This window comes from Stygiolobus sp. CP850M (genome assembly GCF_037389425.1).
Taxonomy (GTDB): domain Archaea; phylum Thermoproteota; class Thermoprotei_A; order Sulfolobales; family Sulfolobaceae; genus Stygiolobus.
Map to the genome: position 1 here is coordinate 14,815 of NZ_JBBHKR010000045.1, position 22,976 is coordinate 37,790.

A 22,976-nucleotide genomic window follows, 5' to 3' on the forward strand; every position below is an offset into this window, starting at 1 on the left:
GAATTATTAACTAACGTTATTTAAGCATTAACTTAGATAATGGGAAATCGCATTTACCAGCTCGTCCGTGGTACTGTTACCCCCTACATCAGGGGTTAGGTGTTTCTTTTCCTCGTATACTTTATAAATGGCATTACGCAGAGCATCTGCAGCTTTTGCATACCTATCCTCTTTAGATAAATCATACATCCTATCTAGCATCATCGCCACAGACAACAAGAATGCCGTAGGATTTGCTACATTTTTGCCAGCAATATCGAAAGCGGCACCATGAACGGGTTCGAATAAAGACTTTTTATCCCCAATATTTGCAGAAGGAGATATACCCAAGCTTCCAGCTATTTGTCCAGCCTCATCACTTAGTATATCCCCATAAACGTTCTCTGTAACAATTACATCAAACATATTAGGATTTCTCACCAAATTAGCGGCAGCCGCATCGACGTACATCTCAGAATAGTCGACTTTACCCTTTAGCACACTTCTACATGCCTCTGCAAATAAACCATCCGTAACCCTCATTACATTAGATTTGTGAACGCATGTTACTTTCTTCCTTCTTTTTAAAGCTTCATTTAACGCCATTTGAGCTATTCTTACTGAGGCTTTCCATGTAATTATTTTCATACCTACCGCTACCCCGTCAGCCGCAATATACTCAAAGCCCTTATAAAGATCCTCTGTGTTTTCTCTCACAACCAAAATGTCTACATTCGAGTACTTACTTTCAACATTTGGTAGAGACTTAGCAGGCCTTAAGTTGGCGTACATATCATACATAAGTCTTAGTTTTACAACAACATCAGCAGCTGACTCCCCTACAGGTCCCTTAAGGATCATATCAGTCTTATCTATAATTTTAAGACTTTCTTTAGGTAATGCCTCCCCGTATTTAGTTAGAGCCCTATCACCGGCCTCTACCTCTACATAGTTTATAGGTAAGCTGTATATTTCATTGAGTTTAGCTAAGATTATTTTTGACTTTGACACTATTTCTGGACCTATCCCATCTCCTTGAATAAGGGCTACTGTGAAGCTCATCATAATAAGCATTATAAACTGATTTTTAACCCTTTAGCATTAATTAATGCGACAAGATCCCTAAGAATTTCCAAAAGATTAGGCGATAGCCTGGCTATAGTTTTCACTTCATATTGTATCACTGTTGAATACGTTTCCAATTCCTCCTTCGAGTAAATATCGAGTCTCGTTACATGCACAAGTAAATCAATAAATAGTGAATCGCTCCTGCTGAACGCCTTATAGATAACTCCTTCGTTAACTATTTTTACAAATCTATACTCGAAAATAGAGAATTCCTTTTTTACTTCCGCTTCTTCGCAGTTAGAAAGAATACTTATGGCATTTTCTAAGTAAGGGATACCGTCGTATATTTTTTTCCCTAAGTCAGGACTGTTTTCGTCAAATAAAAGTTTATAGAAAATCATAGGATCGTGAGTAACGTTAATTATGCATGAGTTTCTCGCTTTTAGATTATAATAAGTTAACGTATTCCTAAAAATTTTTGAAAAGTAATTATTTCCGTCCCTAATTATACCGATAGGAGAAAGATTTTCAGATATACCTGAGGTTCCGAGTATGATCTCAAAAACTCCATTGTGAGGGAATACCTTATTTATGTAATCTTCAACTACACTCATAAATATGGGATTATATGAAAAGGTAAAAGAGCTTTCACGATACGGGGAAGTAGTTAGCGGAGATAGGAAAGAAAAATATCTTGTAAAGCAAATTAAGGCTCAGTTCGAGCCCCACTTCGATGAAATTAAGATATACCCGACTGAAGTCCTTAGTTGGTCTAATAAGGAACTAGAAATAGAATGTGAGGGGGGAAAAGTTCCTAAAAGCGATATAGTTACACTACCTTACTCGCCTTCAGCTGATCTCGAGACTGAGAACTATAAGATAATTAGTTTGAATAACTTGACGGAACTAAACGTAAAATACGGATTACTTGGTAACGAAGGAAAAGTACTAATTTTTACATTAAACGATGATACTTTACGAAAGGTAGTTTTGAAAAATAGAATATTACTCCAGAATTCTCCTCAACCTCCACCTTATACTCCAGCATTTTTCGTAACCCAAAATGCGCTTAAATTTCTTAAAGGTAAATGCAGATTCTATACTGAGAATATCTTTAAAAATTCTATTGGTTACAGTATAGAAGGCATATCTAACAGCAAGAATGATGAAAAAATATATGTTACTGCGCATCACGACCATTGGTTTTACGGCGAGCATGACGATCTCGTTGGAGTAGCGTTACTGACTGAACTCATGAATGAAAAGTATGATAACGAAATCCATGCTATAACATTTACTGCAGAAGAGAGCGGTTGTTATTTTGAAAGTTTCTCGTGGGCATGTGGCTCTAAAACGTTCGTGGAAAATAATGCAAAGAGACTTGAGGGTACAAAGTTTGTTCTTTCGCTTGATAATATAGCCGACTCTCTCTATGTATACTACACGCCAATATTGTCTATACCCCTTTCTAATAACATCACAGATGTGAGTTATCCGTCGCCTTACACAGATAGTTATAGATTCTTAAGTGCTGGAATCCCAACCATATCCTTTCATTCCATAAATTATAAGTATTATCATTCTAGTCACGATATATTGACAGTAGAGGAGGCTAAAATAATAGAGGAAAATATTATCCCTTTGATAATAAACACCTTAAGGAATACTAGGCTAACTTCATTGGAAGTTTTTATGAACTATATTAAAAACCAAGTTATTGAGCTACCGGTAGAAATTAGAACATTAATCACTAACATTGAAGGTAAAAGATTTGATTATAATACAATCCTTCCTCTTTATAAATCAATCCTCTATTCTAACGGAAAAATAATGACTACAATTTTCCACACGCTTAAGGGAATAAAGGAAAGTTACTTTGATGTTTATGTAGCACTAGAAGACTTTGGGGAAATAGAACACAAGGAAGGTTCTAACGAGGTCAATTATTTCACGTATTTAAATCGTCTGCACAGAGAAGAGACTAAAAAATTCTACGCTCTATTATCAGATATATTTTAGAATATTTCTTCTAATTCCTTTAGATTGTTTACGACGTAATCCGCATATAATTCAGCGTATTTAACTCGCCCTTTTCTATCAATAAGTATAGCTCTTAATCCAGCTTTTTTAGCCGCTAAACAATCCTTTACTGGATCGTCGCCTACCATAACGCATGAATTAGTATTAAGGCCCATCTTTTCACAAGCAACTATAAACGGTTCTACATTAGGCTTAGGCTTGATATTATTTTCTCCTCCTATGATGATTATGTCGAAATAAGAAATTAGAGGAAACTTTGAAAGCCTTGATTTCTTATCTCCCCACTCTCCATCACTATTTGTTATTATGCCTAGTTTGAAACCTTTCCTCTTTAAGTACTCAATAAGGTCTAATGCATCCTCGTAAGGCACGTTATTGGATGCAACGCTCCAATAAATTTGCGTCCATTCGTATAAATCCTCCATCCCTGCTTTGATTCCCAACCTATCTAAAGCTGTCTGCCACCATATTTTTCTGTCATAAACGCCTTCTTCATCTAAAGACTTAGCTATCTCAAAAACAACTTTCTTAATTTCATTTTTTTCAAGCTTATTATTTGAATAATTCTCTACTACGTAATTGTAAATATCATCTACTACTTTCTGTAATGCTTCGTGTGATTTTTCCTCAAAAGAAACCAATGTATTATCAAAGTCGAAAAAAATAGCATTAGTATTTCTAAAAACGTTAATCTCTTCCATATAAAATCACGATAAGAAGTCCTCAACTTTAGGCAATTGCTTGGGCTTTCCTTTTCTCTCCCTTATTTTCATAACGATATCAGTTAGTAAGCTGTCTGGAACTGGAGCCCATCTGCTAAACTCAGTTCCCCAGAATGCTCTACCCGCACTTGCTGCTCTCAATTCACTGGCTAATTCGAAAGACTCTGATACTGGGATCTCAGCGGTAATTCTGGCAACGTTTCCACTTTGAGTCATGTCAAGTACTTTTCCTCTTTTCCTAGTTATAACTCCAGATACATTACCTACATACTCCATTGGTACTCTTATGTCAAGCTTCTGTAAAGGTTCTAATAATGTGGGCTTAGCGGTTAGGAAGCCCGCGAAAATCGCATTTCTCACTGCTGGGTATAACTGAGCTGGGCCCCTATGGGCTGGGTCTTCATGTATTACTGCGTCGTGAAGCACTACTTTTACTCCTCTAACGGGTTCAAATGCTAATGGACCCTCTTTCATAGCTAGCCTATATCCTTGGATTATAGTGTCCATTACTTCTCTCAGGTGTTGTACACCACTGGTTGCATCAACGAAGACGTTTATGTTTTCATCAATCGCCACTATCTTTTTAGCCTCATCATAGTCCCAACCAGCATTATCTCTCAATATCTTAGCCATCTCTTTATTGTCCATATCCTCCTTTATTGTACCGTTCGCAATAAGCTCGATAGTCTCATTATTTAACGGCTCTACACTTATATACAACTTATTGTGCTTATTGGGCGACTTACCTTCAAACACTTGACTCTTAGCTCTTATGCTTTCTCTATAAACTATAATTGGTGGTGTTGTTACTACGTCTACACCGTAATTCTCTTTTAATAGTTGTAACGATACTTCTAAATGAAGGAATCCCATACCTGAAAGCAAGTATTCGCCAGTCTCCTCATTAATTTTTACAACTAAGTTAGGGTCTTCAATACTTAGCTTTCTTAAAGCATCAATCATCTTAGTTAAGTCTTTCGGATTCTTCGGTTCTACTGAAATAGTCACTACTGGCTCTGAAACGTAGTGTAGGCTCTCAAAGCTTCCAAAATTAGTGTCTTTGAACCTCACATCTATTGCTGTCTCACCTGACCTCGCCGCGTCAAGACCTAGTGCAGCTGCAATGTTACCAGCTGGAATCTCTTCGGCTAATTCCCTCGTTGCACCCATGTAAAGGCTTACTTGTAAAACTCTTTGCTGCTTCTTAGCGTTCACAAGCCAGATTTCTTCTCCAGCTCTCAAAGTTCCTGAGAACACTCTACCAGTAGCAACAAGACCGGCATGAGGGTCAACTTTCATATCGTTGATCATGAGTACGATAGGTCCGTTAGGATCTGCATTGAGCATTGCCTTTACTAAATCATTGTCTAAGTCGCCTTTCCATATCTTCGGAATTCTATACTTCTGAGCCTCTCTCGGGTTCGGAACTAACCTAATTACAGTGTCTAAAAGAGCCTCATGTATGGGAGATTTTGTACTTAATTCTTCGATCTTTGATTTATCTCCGCTTGAGTAAGCGTTTACTACATCACTGAATTTGACTCCCTTTTTAGCTGCCATGGGGACCGTGAATCCCCACTTATCCTTAGCTGAACCAAATACCACGTTACCTAGTTCTGGTCTAATTCTCCATTGCTCTTTAAATTCTGGTTCAGCATACATCTCTATTAAGTTGTTGACTTCCATTATCAGATCCGTAAGTTTCTTCTGAACTTCTTGAGGACTAAGTTTTAGCTCTTTTACCAATCTATCTACTTTGTTTATAAATAGAATAGGTCTTACCCTTTCTTCGAGGCTCTGCCTCAATACTGTTTCTGTCTGTGTCATTACTCCTTCTACTGCGTCAACAACAACAATGGATCCGTCTAAAACTCTAAGACTTCTAGTTACTCTACCGCTAAAATCTACGTGACCTGGTGTATCAATCAAGTTAATTACGTAACCTTTACCTTCAACCTCGTGGTAGAGGCTGACGTTAGCAGCCTTTACTGTGATACCTCTTTGTTGCTCTACAGATAGATAATCTAACGCTAATGCCTCACCAGCAACTTTCTGGGAAATAATTCCTGATGCTGCTAATAATGTATCACTCGTTGTAGTTTTACCGTGATCTACATGAGCAATTATACCGATATTTCTAACTCTTGTTACATCTTTCATTAAAGACAGTACTTGTTCTACTGTCTTATAACGTGGCAAGGCTTATATCACCGTATTTAGTTAGTAAGTAATGAGTTTGAATATTAAAGTGTATTGGGAGTTATACTTACGATAGTTTATAACTTTCTCAACTATGAGAATAATTAATTAAAGTTCATTGATTATCAATTTTACTCAATATATGAGCGAAAATATCCAATAAGATTGTTTCATAAATTAAATTTTTATTATAAGAACTTACTTAATCAATATATGAGCGAAAATATTGTATATGATGTGATCATAATTGGAGCCGGAATAGCAGGTTTGAGTGCAGCCCTTTATACAGCAAGACAGAAAATGAAGACATTAGTAGTGTCAAAAGATTTAGGAGGACAACTTACGTTGACCGAACTTATAGAGAATTATCCCGCAATAGAGTCATCTACCGGACTTGCCTTAGCTCAAAAAGTAGAGAAGCAGGCTAAAAAATTCGGAGCTATGTTTATTTACGGAGAAGAAATAAATAAGATCGAGAAAAAGGGAGATATTTTCTTAGTAAAGGGAATAAAAGGAGAGTATATAGCAAAGACTTTGATCCTTGCATTCGGTAAAACTCCTAGAGAACTCCATGTGAAAGGAGAACAAGAATTTAAAGGAAAAGGTGTGTCATATTGTGCAATATGCGATGCCGCTTTCTTTAAAGACAAACCTGCGGCTGTAGTAGGTGAAGGAGAACCGGGGTTAGAGGCGATAGAGTTACTTTCCAGATATGCAAAGCCAGCTTATTATATATCTAGATCCGCAGTGTTAGTAGGTTCAGACGAAAATCTAGTTAAGGGTGTACTTAGTAACAATAATATAAAGTTATATTTAGGGTATACTGTAAAGGAAATACAAGGAGATCAGAAAGTTTCTAGAATAGTGATAAGTAACTTAAAAGACGGAAAGACTGAGGTGTTAGAGGTAGAAGGAGTTATTATAGAGATGGGTTATGAGCTGAGAACTGACTTTGTAAAAGATTTAGTGAAATTAAATGATAAAGGAGAAATTATAGTTGATGAGCTAGGAAAAACAAGTATGGAGGGTGTATTTGCGGCTGGTGATGTGACATCAACTCCCTACAAACAAGCAGCAGTAGCAGCAGCGGAGGGAGTTAAGGCAGCCTTATCGGCATACAATTATCTTAGGAGTAAATCTGGCTTACCACCGGTCAATGTTGATTGGAAGGCCGAGAAAAAGAAATTCAGTATGCAATTAAGATTGTAACTTAGAGAAAATCTAATATCCCTCCTGATTTTTTCTCCTGCCTATTTTCGCTGTCAGCAACATACTTTGTATGAAGAACTCTGTAAATTTCTTCAGCTCTTTTTCTGCTCCCTATGACTTTTTCCAGTTCTGCAATAGAGGCCTTACATAATCCTTCTATTGAACCGAATTTTTCTAAAAGCTTAGGCGCTAATTTACTACCTACATGAGGCAAAGACTCCACGACGTATATTTGTATATCTTTCAAGCTCTCAAACTTAGGCTTATCATGAAGATTGATAATACTTCTGTATCCATTATCTTGATGATTTACTACTTTATCAGCTAGTTTATATAGAATATAAGCAGTATCTCTTTTGCTCGTAGAATAGATAATCCTAACTCCGTAGTCCACTAATGCAGATATAAGGGCAGCATTTATCGCGTCCCATTTATCCGTAATATTTCTCACATAATCTAGCTTCCCTTCAACGAGTAAGAAGGGTTCTTCATAAGCTTCCTTCAGCCTTGACAACTGGTCGAAAAACCTCTTGTCATAAACTGAAGCTACTAAGTCAGAAACCGACTTCCTTTCTACCCCGATCCTCTCGGATATCACATAATCTGCAACGCTTAAATTTTCTAAAACAACAACCACACCAAAATCTTTAAGAAGATCTGGAATCCCACTTTCCTTTTCCCTATAGTCTGCATAAATGCGTAACACAGTATAAAAAATCGTTGTAATGACTACTTAAGCCTTTGGTACTCCACTGCCTTGTGGATAATACTTAGCCATTAATTCGTTGACCTTCTTTTGCCTCTCTTCGAGTTGTGCTCTCAACTTAGCCTCTTGGTTCTGATAAGTCCTTGACCTTAACTCAAGTATAGTCTTCTGTTCGTCTAGTTCTTTCTGAATCTCGTCTTTATTGACCTTAACTAATAAGTTTCCTACCATTTTATATACTATAGCATCGGAAGGTAGCTGAGTTAATTCTTGCAAAACTTTATTTACTTCACGTAATTGATTATCTATAACACTTTTCTCTGTTAATACTCTATTAAGTTGATCTTGTAATTGCTGAAGTTTTACAATCTCAGCCTTAAGCTCGGGGGGTATTCTTTCGGTCATTATTTTTCACCTTGTTTAATGTCTCTATTATTGTGTATATCCAGGATATATAAGAGTTCATTATAGCTCTTCCCCTACTTATCGAATTAGCACTTATTATAATAAGACTTTTATCCTTGTCAATATTTACTACTCTTTGGTCTACCTTCTCCAATAATATCGAATTAAACAAAATTTTCCTCAAGCTGTCATCTACATTCTCAAATTTGATTTCGATCAATACCTTCATTATAATCAAACCTAATTATGGGACCTAAAATATTATTTTGGTTATCTAAGAACTTTACTTGATACAACTTCTTATTACCTTCAGTGATAATCGCCTCGCCGTATGCATATGCATCACATGAAGATATCGAATAATAGCCTAAATCTAGTAACAATTTCTTTATTGTATCATGTTCTATTGACCCTATACATCCTTTTCTTACTTTTTTTGAATCTTTTTCGACCTTTAGTATCTCTTTCCTCAATGTTACTCCCAAAATTCTAAGGTTATACTTTAGAGAAGAGGTATAAAGATCATAAACTAGAAAAAACCAAGGATTACCCTTTCTTATCCCAACAACCACAAGATACGATGCTTGAAAAAACTTGGCTTTCCTAAGAATTGCATCTAGGCTTTGTCTACCTCTGTTTATACGCTTTGAGAAAGGTATAATATCTTCGAGTTCATTCAAAAACGATCTAACTCTAACCGGGGCGTCTCTAGTAGACGTGAGAATAACTCTAGTACGGCGTATAGGCAAGCCCCGCCCACTTTGCGCCGCACTTCTCACAATACCATATACCGGCCGCTAACCTGACTACCTTACCGGTAGTTTTACACACAGGACATTGATGATCTTTATACCTTTTCTCCATTATTTCTTTCCACTTTTTCCTCAGCGATGATCCATATCTCGGTCCAAATCTACCTGCTATTCCGGTAACTTTCCCCATAGTTCTTCACACTCTTAAAGGTTAAGGTACTTTTTAAGTTCTTCGAGTAAATATTGAGCTGCACTCCTACTTATATTCTCCATCATATCTACATCTTGCAAAGTTAGACTACCACTGAAGTTCTTCTGCATACCAACTATCCTACCATCTCTAGTATATGAGATTGATAACTTCACATCAGCTATACTTTCCTCATCAATGTTCGGATCTACAATAATATGGTTTCCTATTTTCGCTGCAGTTACAGTAACAACTGGATAATTAATTGGAATAATATCAGTTTTTTCCTCTCTTATAATACGAACATTCTCTCCCTCTACCTCTATCTTAGGTAACTTTGTATTATACAACGCGGCTACTGAAGCTAAAGTACAAGCATCAAGTATATTTCCGTCATAGTTAAGTACATAGACGTCAACCCATGCTGTCCATATTTTTTTACCAGGTATAATCACTAATTTTGATAGATCTACAGCCTTGGAATCCCTTAAACTTCTATCAACTACTCTTGCTAACTCAATAGCGTTCTCGTCTGGTGGGCCGGGTTCAAAAGTCTCATAAGCTAATGGTAATAACTCAACGTTAACGACCAAATTACCTTGATTTGGAGTATCTGGAAATGGTTCCTCTTCTTCTAGTTTTACACCAGCTAAAACAGTAGTGTCACCTAACTTAACTAGAGCCGAGCCCTCAGCTTTTTTTGCATATCCCAAAGTTATCGAAAGTTTTCTATATTCGTTCAACTTTCTGCCGTCTATCCTGACTCCTCTATCTAATGCTGCTAGTATATTCTCCTTTTTAACAAACGGGACTATATTTTGATTAGAAGGTGTAACTGACATTTCTTTTACTCCTCCTTATATTCTGCGTACTTCTTCCTCAAAGCATCTTTTTGTAAATTATAAATAATATTAATCCCTTTTTGAGCAAGCTCAAGACCTTTCCTAAACTCTTCAGGAGTCATATTACCGTTAAGTTGAAGCAAAGCTACTTGTCCTAGAGAGGGAAGCATTGCGACAGGCATATCAGCTTCTCCCCACATATCTTCCGGCTCATTAAGATCTAAAACTATTATTCCATCAGCTTTTCCTACTGCCACTCCTGCTATCAAATCCCTCAAAGGTATACCAGCATCAGCTAAAGCCATCGACGCTGCCATAAGAGACACTAACCTAGTTCCTGCATCTGCCTGCAAGACTTCCATAAAGACATCTATAACTGTTCTCGGAAATAATTCAGTTAACACTGTAGACTCTAAAGCCTCTCTTATAACTTTAGATAACTCAATTTCACGTCTACTAGGTGCAGGATTTTTCCTCTCATCTGTCGAAAAAGGTGTCATATGATATCTTACTCTCAAAGATGCCCTATCTGGCAAAGCTAAATGCCTTGGATGCATCTCCTTTGGTCCATAAACCGCCGCTAGTACTTTGGTATTTCCCATTTCAAAAATAGCCGAACCATCTGCGTTTTTCAATACTCCCAATTCTATCTTTATAGGCCTCATTTCGTCAGGTCTTCTACCGTCAGTCCTTAGCCCATTTTCAAGTATTAGTCTTGGCTTCTGCACTTGCATCATTTTTACTCCCACCTAATTTCTCTCTCAAATAAGCTCTTATTCTTTCTGTTAAGCCTTTTATATGCGACTCTGATTGAATGATGTTGATGGCACTTATTGCCGTTTCTTCACTTAAGCTATTTGCACATTTTACGAGAATCCTACCATTCTGAGCTACTTGGATATCACAACCAGTCTCTGATGTTAAAACCTCTAACATACTCTTATTTTTACCTATAACTCTTGGTACTTTAGCAGGAGAGATCTCCACTATAACCCCAGAAGATATTCTACCCAATCCTTTACCTTTAACTGTTAAAACTGGATTAATTGTCCTATCATATGCTTCAACCTTTGCTAATATATAATCACCTATGTTTAGAAACCTCCTCAGATCTTCTCCTGGTGCTATTGCCCTTCCTAGCAAGGAAGACGCTGGTAAATATGCAGAATAAAAAGATTTAATATCGACTACCCATCCATATATTTCTATGTCTTCGATCAAACCTATGACTGTATCCCCAATTCTAGGATAATAACGCTGACCCTCAAGAGGTATTACCTCGAAAATATTTCCTTCTTTCACGCTGAGAAGTCCCGTAATTGCCGAATAATACTTATTACCTATCTTGTAAAAATAAGGAGACCACGGAACTTGGAATTCTCCCTCAGCTATCAAATCACCTGGTGTGACAATACTCCTATCTTGATAGAAAATTTTAGAACCTGAATTTTCTACCATCTATTTCACCTGGACAATTTTCACTTCAACCTCTCCTTTAGTTAGAGAATTTAGCTTATCTATAACTTCCTGTTGAGCACCAGCCGGTATCTCTATTTCAGCTACTAATGTCCCATCTCCCAACCAATTAGTCTTCTTTACCTCTCCCAAATTATGTAACTGAGACTTAACCTTTGAACTGTATTTAGGATCTACTTTTATCTCAATTAAAGCCTTAGCTATCTTTATAGGAATTACTTTAGCTATTTCCTTTACAATCTGTAATGCTTGTCCCTCGACGTCCTTATTTGGATCGATTTGAACTTTAGCTTGTTCCATAGCCATTTCTATTCTAGTTCTAGGAATTGGTAAATTAGTTTTTGGATCTATCGCGTTCCTAGCTATATAATCTATCACTTGTTTCCTTTTATTCTCTAGTATTTCCTTTCTTTGTTCTGCCGTTAGCGGTATCTCACCTTTTAGTATTATCTGTTTAGCCACTTCTTCAAAATCAGTAGTACCAAATACTTTCTTTAGGGAAGAAGGTGATGCTTTCAAACCTTTTTTAACATCTTTATAAATAGTATCTGAAACGACTACGTCAGACAAGCTAACACTCTTCCCATTTCTTAAATCCATAGCCTCTTTCGGTCTCACTAATATTTCAAACCTTTCTCCCCCGTGTTCGTATCTAGCAATAACCATTTCCTCCTTTTTCGTCATATATTTTTTAACGCCCCCCTATAACTTCTGTAAAATAGAAGTTCTTTCCTCAACCGACATCTTCCTGAAAATTCCGACATCTGTAGAGGCATAGCCTATTTCTACTGTAGAGGAAGCTAATTTCTCACCTGGTTTTAATGTAGAAGCTAAAGCCCTGAGTGCTAAAAGTATTGTATCTTCTACTGATAAATCTTCTTTATAATTCTTCTCTAGATACTCAGTTGCCACAGAACCTCCTTGTCCAATTGCTACTGCATAATAAGGCATGAACTGTCCGCTAGGCTCTGTCATAAGTAATTTTGGTATTCCCCCTTTGTCAACTCCGCCAATTATCAGTGCTACACCAAATGGTCTTACTCCACCATGTTGTGTATAGGCTTGCTTTATATCAGCCACAAGTTTGGTCAAATAGTCAATATTTATAGGCTCGTCATAAATTAACCTATGTTGTAGTGCTTGAGACCTAGCATAGTCAATTAAAATTCTGCCATCTGAAGCTAAACCGGCAAAGCTACAACCTACATGATCATCTAGCAGATAAACTTTCTCTATATTGTCAACATCTAATAATTGTGTTGCTTTCTTTTTCTCTGATAATAGTACTACTGCAGACTTTGTTTTAACTCCCAAAGTAGTCCATCCTTTTCTTACAGCTTCAAATGCATAATCTACTTGGTATAATGAGCCATCTGGAGAGAATATGGTTATGGCTCTATCATATCCCATTGCCGCTGGTCCAAATGCCAATTTTTTCTCCCAATTATGAGTACATACTTTAGGTAAAAAAGTGTTATTCAGCTCGTCGCGTACACATCATTCTTACAGTCTGGGACGGCGTCATCATCTAATACCTATTAATTTCTTTGCCCTTTTTAAGCTTCCTGTAGTTCTTCTGGGGACTAGTAAAACTTCTTGCCCGTTGATGCTCTTTACGAGAGGTAGACTAGCGATAACTATTTTGTATCCAGCTCTAGTACTCGATATAACCCCGTAATTTTGGTAAGTTAATATTACTTTTGGGTTAGAAATCTCTAGCCAAGCCTTACCTCCTAATTCCTTTACAGCATTACGAATTGCCGATTCTAATTCAGCTTGTGGAAAAGGGGTAGGGATCATTTCGAATACGATATATCTTTTCACCTTAACGTTTTTACCAGCCCTCAATTTTTTGAAATATATCACCTTATACCTAACTGAATATAATGTGAGAATGACAAGCCAGATAAATATAACGACATCAATAAGTAGTTGTCCTATCATAATTACCAATTAGTAATGTAGGGTTATTATAAATCCACTTTAACGCGTCGCTCTCATTAGCACCCAATGTTACTAAGAGGGAAAATTTAGATAATGGAGACCATATTTCATTAAACTTCGAAGCACACGATGAGAGAATAGGATATTCAATCCACTTATTCCACTGGATTACTTTATAGATGACGTCTACCTCTAGGTTTTTTAACTGGATTTCAACCGGTTTCTTGGCTTGTCTTATTAAATTCAAACTACCCTTCTTACCAATTAGTCCTATGTTTTTTCTGTCTAATATCAAAGCTGCTACTTTGGGAGATTGTAAAGAATACTTAAAAGCCTCAAATGATAGCGGCTTTACGAACAAGATTACCTTATTATCTTTAATCTTACGTATATACTTAGCTAACTCCTCTTTAGAACTTAATTCCAAAGAAAGTCTATATCTGGAGTCGTACTTATCCTCTGAAAGAACTTCATCGTAGCCCAGTTTTTTGGCATACTCTCTTAATTCAATTGTCTTTACGCAGGTCTCTACTAACAAGATATTTCAGCTCTTCAACAATTTCATCTGTATTCCTAAAGTTCTTAAAGGATATTACTAATTTTATAACATCATCCCCGTCTCTTAGGAAAATCTTATTTTCCTCTATAAATCTCTGCTTATCTATCCTTAAATGTAATTTTCCTTTGTCAGTCCTTGCCTGCAAAGTAGACGCTAATAAAATTAGATCCATCTTGTCTAATGAGTTAAGAATCTTCTCGAAAACATTTTGAGCCTCTCTTCCTTTCATTTTGTATTCTATAATTTCAATTCTATTGCCGTAGTGACCTTGAACTACGCTATCCTTAACTTCGGCATTGTCTAAGCTAAAAAAGTACTCTAATGAGTTAAGTATTTTATTTCTATCTTCTGTTTCGTGACAAAATACAGAAATTGAAACAAAAGCTACCTTCATTTCCCAGGTATCTTATTGAAATTCTGTAATCTATAGTACTTTGAAGCTTCGTGTCTTTTCTTTAGTTCTCTCTCTTTCTGTTTCTTCTTCCACTTATGTGATATCGTTCCTTTTAACCCTCTACTCTTCCTTAATCCTCTAGCTTTCTTTCCAGCACTTGTTAAACCTCTAAATACCCTCTTCCTATTAGCAGGGTCTTGTAACCACTTTAAGTTAGGATCAGCCTTAATGACTGGGTGGTTTGGATCGACCATTATTATCTCATAGTATTTATACAAACCGTCCTCTCCGACATAATAACTACCTAAGACTTCTAAGTTGGGGAACTTTCTTGCAGCTCTTTCTTCGGCAATCCACCTATACCCCTTAGATGGGGAGTATCCATAAACACCCATTCTTTTGGGTCTCCTGCCGCTGTTAGGTCTAGGCTTATTTAAACCTCCTCTTCTTACTCTAACTCTGACTACTACAAAACCTTGCTTAGCCTTGTAACCTAAAGCCCTCGCTCTATTTAATCTAGTCGGCTTCTCTACTCTTACAATAGCTTCATCTCTTCTCCATTCTATTAACCTTTTCCTCAGCACACTCTTTTTCCACTCCTCTTTTTGCCATGTCGCTTCTATGTAACTATACATTGATGATGCCATAATTCTTCTACTCACTTAATTAACAACTAATTAATAAACTCATTTGTCCGATAATATCTTGAATGATAACTGTAGGACTGATAGGAAAAACGAACGTAGGGAAAAGTACATTTTTTGCTGCTGCAACTATGTTAGATGTAGAGATAGCTAATAGACCTTTCGTAACTATTGAACCTAATGTGGGTGTTGCATACGTAAAACAACTCTGTGTACATAAAGAGTTTAATGTTAAATGTAACCCCAGAAATTCAATATGCATCAACGATTATCGCTTTATTCCAGTTAAACTAGTAGATGTGGCAGGATTAATTCCAGGTGCCCATGAGGGAAGAGGTTTAGGAAATAAATTCCTTGATGAGTTAAGAAAAGCTGACGTGTTAATTCATGTAGTAGATGCTAGCGGAAGTACAAATGAAGAAGGAATTCCAGTAAAACCGGGTATAAGGGATCCTGAAGAAGATATAAGTTTCATAGAAAAAGAAATTGAGGAATGGTTCTTTTCTATTATATCTAAAGATTGGCAAAAGTTTGCAAGAACCGTCGATCTCACTAACAGAGATCCCGTGGACGAGCTTTTATCTAAGCTCTCAGGGCTATCAATTAACAAATATCACATTATAGAAACACTCAGAGAAACAAAGTTAGAAAATCTAAAATTAATGCAATGGAGCGAAGAAGATCTCAGAAATTTTAGCAAAAAACTTAGGAAAATTTCTAAACCTATTATCATAGCAGCAAATAAGTCAGATATACCAGAAGCAAAACAATTTATCCAAAAACTTACTAAAAAATACAAGTGGGTAATACCAACTAGTGCAGAGGCAGAATTAGCTCTAAGAAAAGCTGCTAAGAGCGGCTTGATAGAATATATCCCAGGTGAAAGAGACTTTAAGGTGCTAAAACAACTCCCTCAAAAACAGAGAGACGCATTAGATTATATAAAGAAAAACGTTTTAGAAGAGTACGGGAGCACCGGAGTTCAGCAGGCGATAAACTCAGCTGTATTTGATGCTCTGGGAATGATAGTGGTTTATCCCGTAGAGGACGAGAAAAAGTTGACAGACCATAATGGTAACGTACTTCCGGACGCGATATTAATACGAAAAGGATCCACGCCGAAAGATTTAGCTCAAGAAATACACTCTGAGCTTGCTAAAGGTTTTCTCTATGCAATAAATGTTAGAAACAAAATGAGAGTAGGAGATGATTATAAGTTACAAAATAACGATATAATAAAAATAGTTTCATCTACTGCTAAGCCCTGAAAAATTCACCACGCCCTACATCTCTATTTACCACAGCCCCAGGATATATCCTAGCATAAGCTCCTATCTTAACACCGGGTAGAATTGTAACATTTATACCCGTTCTCACGTGACCTCCTATTATAGCACCAAGTTTTTTTCGTCCGCTTCCTACTTTTTTGCCTTTGATATTAACCTTTACTTCATCCTCATCAAACCTCAGGTTAGCTATTAGAGTACCAGCCCCAAAATTCACATCTTCAGCAATAACAGAGTCCCCTACATAACTTAAATGAGGGATTTTACTTTCTTCCATGATTACGCTCTCCTTTATCTCCACAGCATTTCCTACCTTATTATCTTTTGCTAGAACAGTATAAGGACGTAAATAAGAGTTGGGACCGATAACGCTTCCTTCCCCTATAAAAACTGGTCCTTCTATATATGTACCGGATTTTATTTCTACTCCGTCTCCAATGACAACCTTTCCCTTAATTTTTACATTTTCTTCTACTTTACCGAAATTTTCACTGGAAGGTAAATTGTCTAAAACCCATTTATTCACATCTAATATGTTCCACGGCTTCCCTATATCTAGCCAAAATCCTTGATATCTAATAACCTTGACTTGCGATTCTTTAGCTAGCATCGTCACGGCATCAGTAAGTTCTAGCTCACCTCTTTCGGATAGGGAAATTTTATCTAGGTAGGCAAATATGTCAGGAGAAAACTTGTAGATCCCTCCGTTGATAAGGTTAGAAGGCGGTATTTCTGGTTTTTCTATTATTTTTGATAAGTTACCGTTGTTCATTACCAGAACTCCGTAATCCTTAGGATTTTTCACCTCTACGCCAAGGATTGCGTTTTTTTCGCTTAAGAATTGCTTAAGAACACTCTTATCTCCTATAAACACGTCACCGTAAATCAAGATAAAATCATCATTAATTACTGAAGATACGGCTTTCAGTGCAGCTCCAGTTCCTTTTCCTTCCTTCTGTTCGATTAGTGCTATACCACTTATGTTTTTTTCAAAATATTCTTTATGATCAGGACTTATTACGACTAAAACCTCATTTACGTACTTTCTTACCTGCTCTATTGTATCAAGAATTAGAGGTTTATCTAAGATAGGAATAAAAGGTTTAGGACGAGTATGAGTAATAGGTTCTAATCTTTCACCTTGACCTGCAGCTAATATTACAGCTTTCATAAAAATGTTATGATGCAGGAACTTTAATTACTTTAGTTTTCTCGACCTCTACCTTTCTAAGAGGATATATCTTCTTAGCCTCTTGAAATATATCATTAGCTAGTTTACCAAATACAACGTCTTGTACAAATTGATCAAATGTCGATTCTGCAGCCTTCTTTGTAACAATGTCAGCCATTATCTTCCTAATAGCTGTTTTTTGTGACCTATGAGCCCTGTATGTAGTAAGAGCTAGTCCCTTAACCCTAACTACATACCCGTCCTGAGTTGTTACATCTATTATTGCGTTTATTTTCGAACTTTTTCTTCTAATTAAAGACCTAATATAGTCTCTGGATAACTCATGACCTGCGAATCTCGTTACTACTCTTTCTCCTTCATTCCCTACTATCTTAAAATATAAGTGCACATAAACCATACTAAAATCTCCGGTTAAATCATAAAGTGTTGCCTCAACTTTTCTGTTAATCGTCTGCGAGACATCGAAAGCTGGAGTACTACCTAAGGGTACTTCCCCAAATACTTTAGGTGCTAGGATCGTAAACCACTTCTTAAGCTTCCACTTGTCCTTAATCGTCGAGCTAGCTTTTGATGACATGACTAACTTTTAATCCAACAACCTTTATAAAAAATTTTCACTCTATTTCATCTTCACTCTTTCCCTCAGCAATGCTAACTTTTACGTACACCTTTCGTAAAAGCCTTATAATCGTCCTTGCTTCTACCTCATTAGAGATACCTTTTAGAAGAGCTCTCTTGAGGGCAATATACATGTACTCGTCTCCTTCACTACGTTTTAACATATCTACTATTTTTTTAGAGTAATAATCTAGGAGTTTGATGGACTCACTCGAAATTCTCTCACCCTCATTTGTTTCTGCCTTTTTAACGTTTCGTAACTTGAAAACTTCATATAAAATTATACCGACTGCATGGGATAAATTCAAGACTGGGTATTCAGGATTTCCAGGTATATGTAGTAAGAAGTCTGCCTTCATGATCTCCTCTCTTGTTAACCCTACGCTTTCTCTACCAAATATTAACCCTATTTTCTTGTTATCCTCAATAAATCTGTCCAGATTCCATGGTTTAATCGACTTTCTCAATAAATCTCCTTCATTATCTGCTATGCTTGAGGTAGCTATCTTTATATCAAGGTCTTCAATCGCGTCATCGTAATTGGAAACTATAACGACTTTCTTTTCTAATATCTCCCTACCTTGGGCAGAGAAATTAATTGCTTCCTGCATGTTACATTTAGGATTAATTAAATAGAATTCATCTACACTGAAATTCTTTACAAGTCTAGCTATAAAACCTACGTTATATGCTCCTTCAGGTTCCACGACGATGAGCCTTATCATTAGCTACCAACTCCAATCCCATAATTGTCTCATAACCTATTGTTATTTCCCTCTTATCTGTTATTTTATAATTTATATGTTTAATTTCTATAAGTAAATTGTCAAAATCCGATAAAGAGGAGAATACAATATATATTCTTTTAGCTCTAATACTATTAAGAAATCTCAGAAGGACTTCGATCCCATTCTTACCTCCAGACCAACTATACCCTATCCAAGAATTGTACTCTTCGTAAGGAAGGTAAGGTGGATTAAAAATAGCTACATCATAAGCTACATCCTTACGTAAACAAGAGAGAAGATCACAGTTAATTATATCAAATTTCTCGGGGTTCACGTTATTTAGTTTAAGGGTGCATAGAGTTGCCTCAGTTGCATAAGGATTTATATCAATAAACGTAACCTTAGCCCCTTTTCTTATCGCATAGAAACCTAGAATGCCGCTTCCAGATCCCATGTCTAATACTTTGTCTCCTTGATTGATCTTCAAAAGATCTAGGAGTATTTCTGTATCTTCCCCTGGTTCATAAACGTTTTCATTTATACATATTCTATACCCAGAAAATTCAATAACTCTATTACTTGACATGGTTTAAAGTCCCTTATCCTCCTATCTGAAGTGACATTTAATCCACACAATTTAGCTACTGAATTGAGTTTTTTATTCTTATACGAACTAACACACTTTAGAACTTCGTCCACATGCCGATTATAATCTCTAACTCTCTCGAAGATTGCTATTTGAGAATAAACTCTAGGTCTAGGTGAAAAAGCTCTCGGAGGAATTATATCTTTAGAATGGATGGTAAAATGATAGTGGAGTGTAAATGATATATATGTAGCCTTGTTGAAAACTTTGTCTATAAAATCTTTTTGTAATAGAAGAACTAGTCTAAATATCCTAGAATTTTTTACCATTTCTCTCATAAAATCATAAGTTATATAGTAAGGAAGTGATGAAACTACCTGACCCCTAAAAAAAGGCGAAGCTACGGCATCGGCTATTACGAGGTTATAATCCTTCAAATACTTAGTTAATGAATTATCAATTTCAACAGTTAAGTCCGGTCTTAGTAATGTAGTTAAAGCACCTTTTCCTCCTCCTACTTCGATAATAGGTCTCTTGGAAAAATCAACGTAAGAAATTACTTTGTTTATGGCTGTTAAATCTATTAAAAAATGCTGACCCTTACTGGGCATCTTTACTCAATCTTTCCAAATAGCCCAAATACACGAAGTGTTCTGTAGGTTTTTTCTTCTCTTCCAATGGATATACAAAGAGATAGTATTTTTCACCTCCTTGTATTTCCTTTATTATTCTTTCTACTATTATTCCGATAACGTCCTTTATCCCGACTCTTTGTTCTATATCTCTCAAATCTTTAAAGGGTTCTTTCTTTCGTTCTTCTAAGATTGTCTTCAACGTCTTCTTCCCAATATTAGGTAATAGCTCGAGTGCGTGTAATTTTAACGTTAAAGGCTCAGCTTTATTGAAAAACTCCGTAAACAACTTGGCTTTATTTTCTACTATTAATCTCAGTACTTTCACTAGTTCATCCTTAGCAACAGACGTGAGATCCTCATATGTGATGTGAAAGTCTATCTTCAGATAAGAGTTGTCTACTAACTCTATTCTCTGCTCCAACTGAAAGTCTTGGTGGGAATTAAGAGGAGAAGCTTCCATAAGCATGAAATAATCTTCTCCTACTAGTTGAAGTACTGGTCTGTTTTTATGTACAGTGTGTTTGTCAAGAGGATTACCTTCCCTTAGATAGTCTAGGACGTATACTGCTTTCTCCATCCGCTCCTTAATTGGTCTTTTCCTTTGCATACACTGTATTATATAATTTTAAAAGTAAAAACCTCAACTCTCCATATGGTTCTTAACTATTTCAATAATCTTTTGGACTTGTTCTGTAGTATAAGTTGTGGAAGTATCAGTTGCCAAAATAATTCTAACCTCGTCTATAGTCTGAGGGCATAGGCTAGCAATCATAGCCCTAAGTTCTTCTTTTTTAACTATTTCCTTTAACTCCTCCATTATTTGTTCTGCTCCCTTACTATCACACTTTGAGATAGAATTTAAGTAATCGAACGTCCTCTGAAGTAGATTCGATGAATTACCATTACTTATTAAATCTTGTAGGTATTTTTTAGCTACAGAATAAGGAATATGATGCTCTTCTATAACTCGAATGGAATAGGACAAAAATTTTCACCTTTTAACGCCATTAAAAGGTTCTAAATGTTCAGGTCTGACGATAATTACCTTCTCCTTATCACCAAGGGTTACTTTAACCTCGTAAGCCTTTCCTCTCTTTCCCACTATTATACCTACTCTACCATGATATCTTCTGTGGGGCATCCCCTTATGTATAGAGGGATTGATTCTTATTGTTACGTATTCTCCCTCCTTATACTCATACATTAAAGAACTTAAAGGTGGTACAGCACCACGCTCCCTAACGCTTTTTGTTAGTAACTTTCTAGTCCTAGTCCTATAACCTTTAGAGTGAGCAACCATACTATATTTACCCCTAAAAACTACAATCAGAGTATAAATTAAGATTTTTGCTTTTTATTACAATCCCTAAGCTGTTCATTGTATCATATAAGTTCACGTATAGGCGGGTAAAATAAATCCTTAATAGCATGGGAAAGAAATATAAAGTCAGACATAATATGAAATACTTGCGCGGGGGTGCCCGAGCTGGTCAAAGGGGGCGGACTTAAGACTCCGCGGAAGTGATCCGCTGGCGTAGGCCTGCGTGGGTTCAAGTCCCACCCCCCGCATACTTTTCATATTCCTATTTTCTTTATCGTTAAATTGCATTTCAGCCAGGAAAGCAAATCCTTAAGAAAAGCTCTTCATAACCATTTTACTTTTTAGCATATAAGACTCATCATGTTTATTAAACTAACCAAGGAAAACCAGTGGGCCCGCGGGGACTTGAACCCCGGACCACCCGGTCTCTCAAAGACGTTATGAGCCGGGCGCTCTACCGGGCTAAGCTACGGGCCCTAACACTATAATAGTGTTAAGGAATGTTTTAAAAATGTTATGGTCGTTTTTACCAATTAAACCTAACAGAGGAATCCCATCTCTCCCTCAATACTGCACACTATCAGAATTAGTTAACTAAGTTAATCCATAAGGAAAAGGAATTGAGTTTAACATCTTTGTAAAATTATCTGTAACTTTTCGTTTTTCCTAGTAAATCGCACACATTCTAATTGAATCTGACCTCGAAATGGGAGAGCCCCAATCTAAATTGATTTTCCTTATCCAATATGATGATAGGGTTATAGGAAGAGCACCTAGGAAGTAGCTATGACCATTATTGACATATCAAAGTAAGGAAGAGACATTGTTATCCATTAAATCATCTCTTTAACAAATTCGCCGTAGGTATACTTAAATTTCCATGTGAAGATTAAGCAAAGGAGGTTAAAATATGGACTATAAGGTTAAAGACCTCTCACTCGCAGAGCAAGGTAAAAAGCAAATAGAATGGGCAGAACTTCACATGCCAGCTTTAATGGAGATCAGAAAACAGTTCGAAGCGGAAAAACCTCTTAAGGGGATCAGAATAAGTGCAGTCCTTCATGTGACTAAGGAAACAGCTGCGCTAGTCAAGACGCTAAAAGCCGGAGGAGCTGAGGTTGCTTTAGCTGGAAGTAATCCTTTATCAACACAAGATGATGTTGCTGCAGCCTTAGTTGAAGAAGGTATACGCGTCTTCGCATGGAAAGGCGAGAACGAGAATGATTATTACAATAACATTGAAGAGATAATGAAGTATGAGCCTCAAATAGTTATGGACGATGGTGGTGACCTACATGCTTACATACACGAGAATTACTCAGGGAAAATCATAGGAGGAACTGAGGAGACAACGACAGGGGTTATCAGACTAAAGGCTATGGAAGAGGAGAAAGTGTTGAAATACCCCGTGGTAGCAGTAAATAATGCATTTACAAAGTATTTATTCGACAACAGAATAGGGACTGGACAGAGCACTATCG

Annotated in this window: 29 protein-coding genes and 2 tRNA genes; 5 read left to right on the forward strand and 26 right to left on the reverse strand. The window is 36.6% G+C overall.

Going from position 1 to position 22,976, the window contains the following annotated elements; all coding sequences use genetic code 11:
* Nucleotides 1–27: 27 nt before the first annotated feature.
* Nucleotides 28–1,041 carry a 3-isopropylmalate dehydrogenase gene (gene leuB, locus WIW89_RS04015; RefSeq protein ID WP_337700732.1) on the reverse strand — a complete coding sequence of 338 codons (1,014 nt, stop codon included), beginning with the start codon at nucleotides 1,039–1,041 and terminating at the stop codon, nucleotides 28–30.
* Between the two features lie 11 nt (nucleotides 1,042–1,052).
* On the reverse strand, nucleotides 1,053–1,661 hold the full coding sequence (locus WIW89_RS04020; RefSeq protein WP_337719834.1) for a DUF447 domain-containing protein: 609 nt from the start codon (nucleotides 1,659–1,661) through the stop codon (nucleotides 1,053–1,055).
* 4 nt (nucleotides 1,662–1,665) lie between these two features.
* Here WIW89_RS04020 and WIW89_RS04025 point away from each other — a divergent pair, with 4 nt between their 5' ends.
* The gene (locus tag WIW89_RS04025) at nucleotides 1,666–3,066 is read left to right on the forward strand and encodes a M28 family peptidase (RefSeq protein WP_337719835.1); all 1,401 of its coding nucleotides are present in this window, start codon (nucleotides 1,666–1,668) and stop codon (nucleotides 3,064–3,066) included.
* Here the strand turns inward: WIW89_RS04025 and WIW89_RS04030 are convergent.
* Together WIW89_RS04030 and WIW89_RS04035 are read right to left on the reverse strand one after the other, a co-directional pair.
* Entirely contained in the window at nucleotides 3,063–3,788 is a 726-nt protein-coding gene (locus tag WIW89_RS04030) for an HAD family hydrolase (RefSeq protein ID WP_337719836.1), read from the reverse strand. The genes WIW89_RS04025 and WIW89_RS04030 overlap by 4 nt on opposite strands.
* A gap of 6 nt (nucleotides 3,789–3,794) precedes the next feature.
* Nucleotides 3,795–6,008 (reverse strand): elongation factor EF-2, encoded by a 2,214-nt coding sequence (locus WIW89_RS04035; protein ID WP_337719837.1) that lies wholly within the window; start codon nucleotides 6,006–6,008, stop codon nucleotides 3,795–3,797.
* A 213-nt stretch (nucleotides 6,009–6,221) separates the two neighbouring features.
* On the opposite strand from WIW89_RS04035, the gene WIW89_RS04040 reads away from it, so the two are divergent.
* The gene (locus tag WIW89_RS04040; RefSeq protein WP_337719838.1) at nucleotides 6,222–7,217 is read left to right on the forward strand and encodes an NAD(P)/FAD-dependent oxidoreductase; all 996 of its coding nucleotides are present in this window, start codon (nucleotides 6,222–6,224) and stop codon (nucleotides 7,215–7,217) included.
* Nucleotide 7,218: 1 nt separating this feature from the next.
* On the opposite strand, the gene xpf is transcribed toward WIW89_RS04040, so the two are convergent.
* The 13 genes from xpf to WIW89_RS04105 form a co-directional block, all read right to left on the reverse strand.
* Nucleotides 7,219–7,923, reverse strand: coding sequence for a 3'-flap repair endonuclease Xpf (gene xpf / locus WIW89_RS04045; RefSeq protein WP_337700744.1), 705 nt, complete (start codon nucleotides 7,921–7,923; stop codon nucleotides 7,219–7,221).
* A 27-nt stretch (nucleotides 7,924–7,950) separates the two neighbouring features.
* Nucleotides 7,951–8,328, reverse strand: a complete 378-nt coding sequence (locus WIW89_RS04050) for a prefoldin subunit beta (protein ID WP_337700746.1) — start codon at nucleotides 8,326–8,328, stop codon at nucleotides 7,951–7,953.
* 200 nt (nucleotides 8,329–8,528) lie between these two features.
* Nucleotides 8,529–9,077: a Brix domain-containing protein gene (locus WIW89_RS04055; protein ID WP_337719839.1), complete on the reverse strand. Its 549-nt coding sequence runs from the start codon at nucleotides 9,075–9,077 to the stop codon at nucleotides 8,529–8,531.
* Nucleotides 9,058–9,270, reverse strand: coding sequence for a 50S ribosomal protein L37ae (locus WIW89_RS04060; protein WP_156005136.1), 213 nt, complete (start codon nucleotides 9,268–9,270; stop codon nucleotides 9,058–9,060). The genes WIW89_RS04055 and WIW89_RS04060 overlap by 20 nt, the downstream gene beginning before the upstream one ends.
* 14 nt (nucleotides 9,271–9,284) lie before the next feature.
* Nucleotides 9,285–10,112, reverse strand: coding sequence for an exosome complex protein Rrp42 (gene rrp42 / locus WIW89_RS04065; protein ID WP_337700750.1), 828 nt, complete (start codon nucleotides 10,110–10,112; stop codon nucleotides 9,285–9,287).
* 5 nt (nucleotides 10,113–10,117) lie between these two features.
* Nucleotides 10,118–10,849, reverse strand: a complete 732-nt coding sequence (rrp41, locus tag WIW89_RS04070; protein WP_337709514.1) for an exosome complex exonuclease Rrp41 — start codon at nucleotides 10,847–10,849, stop codon at nucleotides 10,118–10,120.
* Complete coding sequence (gene rrp4, locus WIW89_RS04075; protein WP_337700754.1) at nucleotides 10,815–11,570, reverse strand: exosome complex RNA-binding protein Rrp4; 756 nt, start codon at nucleotides 11,568–11,570, stop codon at nucleotides 10,815–10,817. Before rrp4 ends, rrp41 begins: the two co-directional genes overlap by 35 nt.
* A complete protein-coding gene (locus WIW89_RS04080; protein ID WP_337700756.1) occupies nucleotides 11,571–12,272 on the reverse strand; it encodes a ribosome assembly factor SBDS in 702 nt (233 codons plus the stop codon).
* 18 nt (nucleotides 12,273–12,290) lie between these two features.
* Nucleotides 12,291–13,019: an archaeal proteasome endopeptidase complex subunit alpha gene (gene psmA, locus WIW89_RS04085; RefSeq protein WP_337719840.1), complete on the reverse strand. Its 729-nt coding sequence runs from the start codon at nucleotides 13,017–13,019 to the stop codon at nucleotides 12,291–12,293.
* A gap of 93 nt (nucleotides 13,020–13,112) precedes the next feature.
* Nucleotides 13,113–13,532 carry an Rpp14/Pop5 family protein gene (locus WIW89_RS04090; protein ID WP_443295055.1) on the reverse strand — a complete coding sequence of 140 codons (420 nt, stop codon included), beginning with the start codon at nucleotides 13,530–13,532 and terminating at the stop codon, nucleotides 13,113–13,115.
* A complete protein-coding gene (locus WIW89_RS04095; protein WP_337719841.1) occupies nucleotides 13,510–14,070 on the reverse strand; it encodes an RNase P p30-like protein in 561 nt (186 codons plus the stop codon). Before WIW89_RS04095 ends, WIW89_RS04090 begins: the two co-directional genes overlap by 23 nt.
* Nucleotides 14,039–14,485: an RNA-binding domain-containing protein gene (locus tag WIW89_RS04100; protein WP_337700762.1), complete on the reverse strand. Its 447-nt coding sequence runs from the start codon at nucleotides 14,483–14,485 to the stop codon at nucleotides 14,039–14,041. The genes WIW89_RS04095 and WIW89_RS04100 overlap by 32 nt, the downstream gene beginning before the upstream one ends.
* Entirely contained in the window at nucleotides 14,482–15,132 is a 651-nt protein-coding gene (locus WIW89_RS04105) for a 50S ribosomal protein L15e (protein WP_337700793.1), read from the reverse strand. The genes WIW89_RS04100 and WIW89_RS04105 overlap by 4 nt, the downstream gene beginning before the upstream one ends.
* Nucleotides 15,133–15,194: 62 nt before the next feature.
* Between WIW89_RS04105 and WIW89_RS04110 the strand changes: the two genes are divergently transcribed.
* Nucleotides 15,195–16,397, forward strand: coding sequence for a redox-regulated ATPase YchF (locus WIW89_RS04110; protein WP_337709508.1), 1,203 nt, complete (start codon nucleotides 15,195–15,197; stop codon nucleotides 16,395–16,397).
* Here WIW89_RS04110 and spn read toward each other — a convergent pair.
* Genes spn through WIW89_RS04150 form a run of 8 tightly spaced genes read right to left on the reverse strand, consistent with a single transcriptional unit; the run spans nucleotide 16,387 to nucleotide 21,474 of the window.
* Nucleotides 16,387–17,586: a bifunctional sugar-1-phosphate nucleotidylyltransferase/acetyltransferase gene (gene spn, locus WIW89_RS04115; RefSeq protein WP_337719842.1), complete on the reverse strand. Its 1,200-nt coding sequence runs from the start codon at nucleotides 17,584–17,586 to the stop codon at nucleotides 16,387–16,389. The two genes, WIW89_RS04110 and spn, sit on opposite strands and share 11 nt — an antisense overlap.
* Nucleotides 17,587–17,593: 7 nt before the next feature.
* Nucleotides 17,594–18,184 carry a 30S ribosomal protein S3ae gene (locus WIW89_RS04120; RefSeq protein WP_337709504.1) on the reverse strand — a complete coding sequence of 197 codons (591 nt, stop codon included), beginning with the start codon at nucleotides 18,182–18,184 and terminating at the stop codon, nucleotides 17,594–17,596.
* A gap of 37 nt (nucleotides 18,185–18,221) precedes the next feature.
* On the reverse strand, nucleotides 18,222–18,950 hold the full coding sequence (gene trmJ, locus WIW89_RS04125; RefSeq protein WP_337719843.1) for a tRNA (cytidine-2'-O-)-methyltransferase TrmJ: 729 nt from the start codon (nucleotides 18,948–18,950) through the stop codon (nucleotides 18,222–18,224).
* Nucleotides 18,922–19,539 carry a HemK2/MTQ2 family protein methyltransferase gene (locus WIW89_RS04130; protein WP_337719844.1) on the reverse strand — a complete coding sequence of 206 codons (618 nt, stop codon included), beginning with the start codon at nucleotides 19,537–19,539 and terminating at the stop codon, nucleotides 18,922–18,924. The genes trmJ and WIW89_RS04130 overlap by 29 nt, the downstream gene beginning before the upstream one ends.
* On the reverse strand, nucleotides 19,491–20,150 hold the full coding sequence (locus WIW89_RS04135; protein ID WP_337709498.1) for a 16S ribosomal RNA methyltransferase A: 660 nt from the start codon (nucleotides 20,148–20,150) through the stop codon (nucleotides 19,491–19,493). The genes WIW89_RS04130 and WIW89_RS04135 overlap by 49 nt, the downstream gene beginning before the upstream one ends.
* Entirely contained in the window at nucleotides 20,140–20,781 is a 642-nt protein-coding gene (locus WIW89_RS04140; protein WP_337709496.1) for a DUF655 domain-containing protein, read from the reverse strand. Before WIW89_RS04140 ends, WIW89_RS04135 begins: the two co-directional genes overlap by 11 nt.
* Before the next feature lie 33 nt (nucleotides 20,782–20,814).
* Nucleotides 20,815–21,159, reverse strand: coding sequence for a DNA-directed RNA polymerase subunit F (locus WIW89_RS04145; RefSeq protein ID WP_337700778.1), 345 nt, complete (start codon nucleotides 21,157–21,159; stop codon nucleotides 20,815–20,817).
* Between the two features lie 6 nt (nucleotides 21,160–21,165).
* Complete coding sequence (locus tag WIW89_RS04150; RefSeq protein WP_337700780.1) at nucleotides 21,166–21,474, reverse strand: 50S ribosomal protein L21e; 309 nt, start codon at nucleotides 21,472–21,474, stop codon at nucleotides 21,166–21,168.
* Between the two features lie 171 nt (nucleotides 21,475–21,645).
* On the opposite strand from WIW89_RS04150, the gene WIW89_RS04155 reads away from it, so the two are divergent.
* Nucleotides 21,646–21,743, forward strand: a tRNA-Leu gene (locus WIW89_RS04155).
* Between the two features lie 142 nt (nucleotides 21,744–21,885).
* On the opposite strand, the gene WIW89_RS04160 is transcribed toward WIW89_RS04155, so the two are convergent.
* Nucleotides 21,886–21,972 (reverse strand) — tRNA-Ile (locus WIW89_RS04160).
* 433 nt (nucleotides 21,973–22,405) lie between these two features.
* Between WIW89_RS04160 and WIW89_RS04165 the strand changes: the two genes are divergently transcribed.
* Nucleotides 22,406–22,976, forward strand: a 571-nt coding sequence (locus WIW89_RS04165) for an adenosylhomocysteinase (RefSeq protein WP_337719845.1), incomplete at its 3' end; no start/stop codon positions are given.

Excerpts from the sequence above, each read along its gene's own strand:
- WIW89_RS04020 (WP_337719834.1), bottom strand. The coding sequence starts at position 1,661 with ATGAGTGTAGTTGAAGATTACATAAATAAGGTATTCCCTCACAATGGA.
- WIW89_RS04100 (WP_337700762.1), bottom strand. The coding sequence starts at position 14,485 with ATGAAGGTAGCTTTTGTTTCAATTTCTGTATTTTGTCACGAAACAGAA.
- rrp42 (WP_337700750.1), bottom strand. The coding sequence starts at position 10,112 with ATGTCAGTTACACCTTCTAATCAAAATATAGTCCCGTTTGTTAAAAAG.
- WIW89_RS04030 (WP_337719836.1), bottom strand. The coding sequence starts at position 3,788 with ATGGAAGAGATTAACGTTTTTAGAAATACTAATGCTATTTTTTTCGAC.
- WIW89_RS04130 (WP_337719844.1), bottom strand. The coding sequence starts at position 19,539 with ATGTCAAGTAATAGAGTTATTGAATTTTCTGGGTATAGAATATGTATA.
- WIW89_RS04140 (WP_337709496.1), bottom strand. The coding sequence starts at position 20,781 with ATGCAAAGGAAAAGACCAATTAAGGAGCGGATGGAGAAAGCAGTATAC.
- WIW89_RS04025 (WP_337719835.1), top strand. The coding sequence starts at position 1,666 with ATGGGATTATATGAAAAGGTAAAAGAGCTTTCACGATACGGGGAAGTA.
- WIW89_RS04090 (WP_443295055.1), bottom strand. The coding sequence starts at position 13,532 with ATGATAGGACAACTACTTATTGATGTCGTTATATTTATCTGGCTTGTC.
- WIW89_RS04050 (WP_337700746.1), bottom strand. The coding sequence starts at position 8,328 with ATGACCGAAAGAATACCCCCCGAGCTTAAGGCTGAGATTGTAAAACTT.
- WIW89_RS04080 (WP_337700756.1), bottom strand. The coding sequence starts at position 12,272 with ATGACGAAAAAGGAGGAAATGGTTATTGCTAGATACGAACACGGGGGA.
- WIW89_RS04040 (WP_337719838.1), top strand. The coding sequence starts at position 6,222 with ATGAGCGAAAATATTGTATATGATGTGATCATAATTGGAGCCGGAATA.
- leuB (WP_337700732.1), bottom strand. The coding sequence starts at position 1,041 with ATGAGCTTCACAGTAGCCCTTATTCAAGGAGATGGGATAGGTCCAGAA.
- WIW89_RS04150 (WP_337700780.1), bottom strand. The coding sequence starts at position 21,474 with ATGGTTGCTCACTCTAAAGGTTATAGGACTAGGACTAGAAAGTTACTA.
- WIW89_RS04135 (WP_337709498.1), bottom strand. The coding sequence starts at position 20,150 with ATGCCCAGTAAGGGTCAGCATTTTTTAATAGATTTAACAGCCATAAAC.
- WIW89_RS04120 (WP_337709504.1), bottom strand. The coding sequence starts at position 18,184 with ATGTCATCAAAAGCTAGCTCGACGATTAAGGACAAGTGGAAGCTTAAG.
- WIW89_RS04060 (WP_156005136.1), bottom strand. The coding sequence starts at position 9,270 with ATGGGGAAAGTTACCGGAATAGCAGGTAGATTTGGACCGAGATATGGA.
- spn (WP_337719842.1), bottom strand. The coding sequence starts at position 17,586 with ATGAAAGCTGTAATATTAGCTGCAGGTCAAGGTGAAAGATTAGAACCT.
- trmJ (WP_337719843.1), bottom strand. The coding sequence starts at position 18,950 with ATGATAAGGCTCATCGTCGTGGAACCTGAAGGAGCATATAACGTAGGT.
- rrp41 (WP_337709514.1), bottom strand. The coding sequence starts at position 10,849 with ATGATGCAAGTGCAGAAGCCAAGACTAATACTTGAAAATGGGCTAAGG.
- rrp4 (WP_337700754.1), bottom strand. The coding sequence starts at position 11,570 with ATGGTAGAAAATTCAGGTTCTAAAATTTTCTATCAAGATAGGAGTATT.
- WIW89_RS04105 (WP_337700793.1), bottom strand. The coding sequence starts at position 15,132 with ATGGCATCATCAATGTATAGTTACATAGAAGCGACATGGCAAAAAGAG.
- WIW89_RS04110 (WP_337709508.1), top strand. The coding sequence starts at position 15,195 with ATGATAACTGTAGGACTGATAGGAAAAACGAACGTAGGGAAAAGTACA.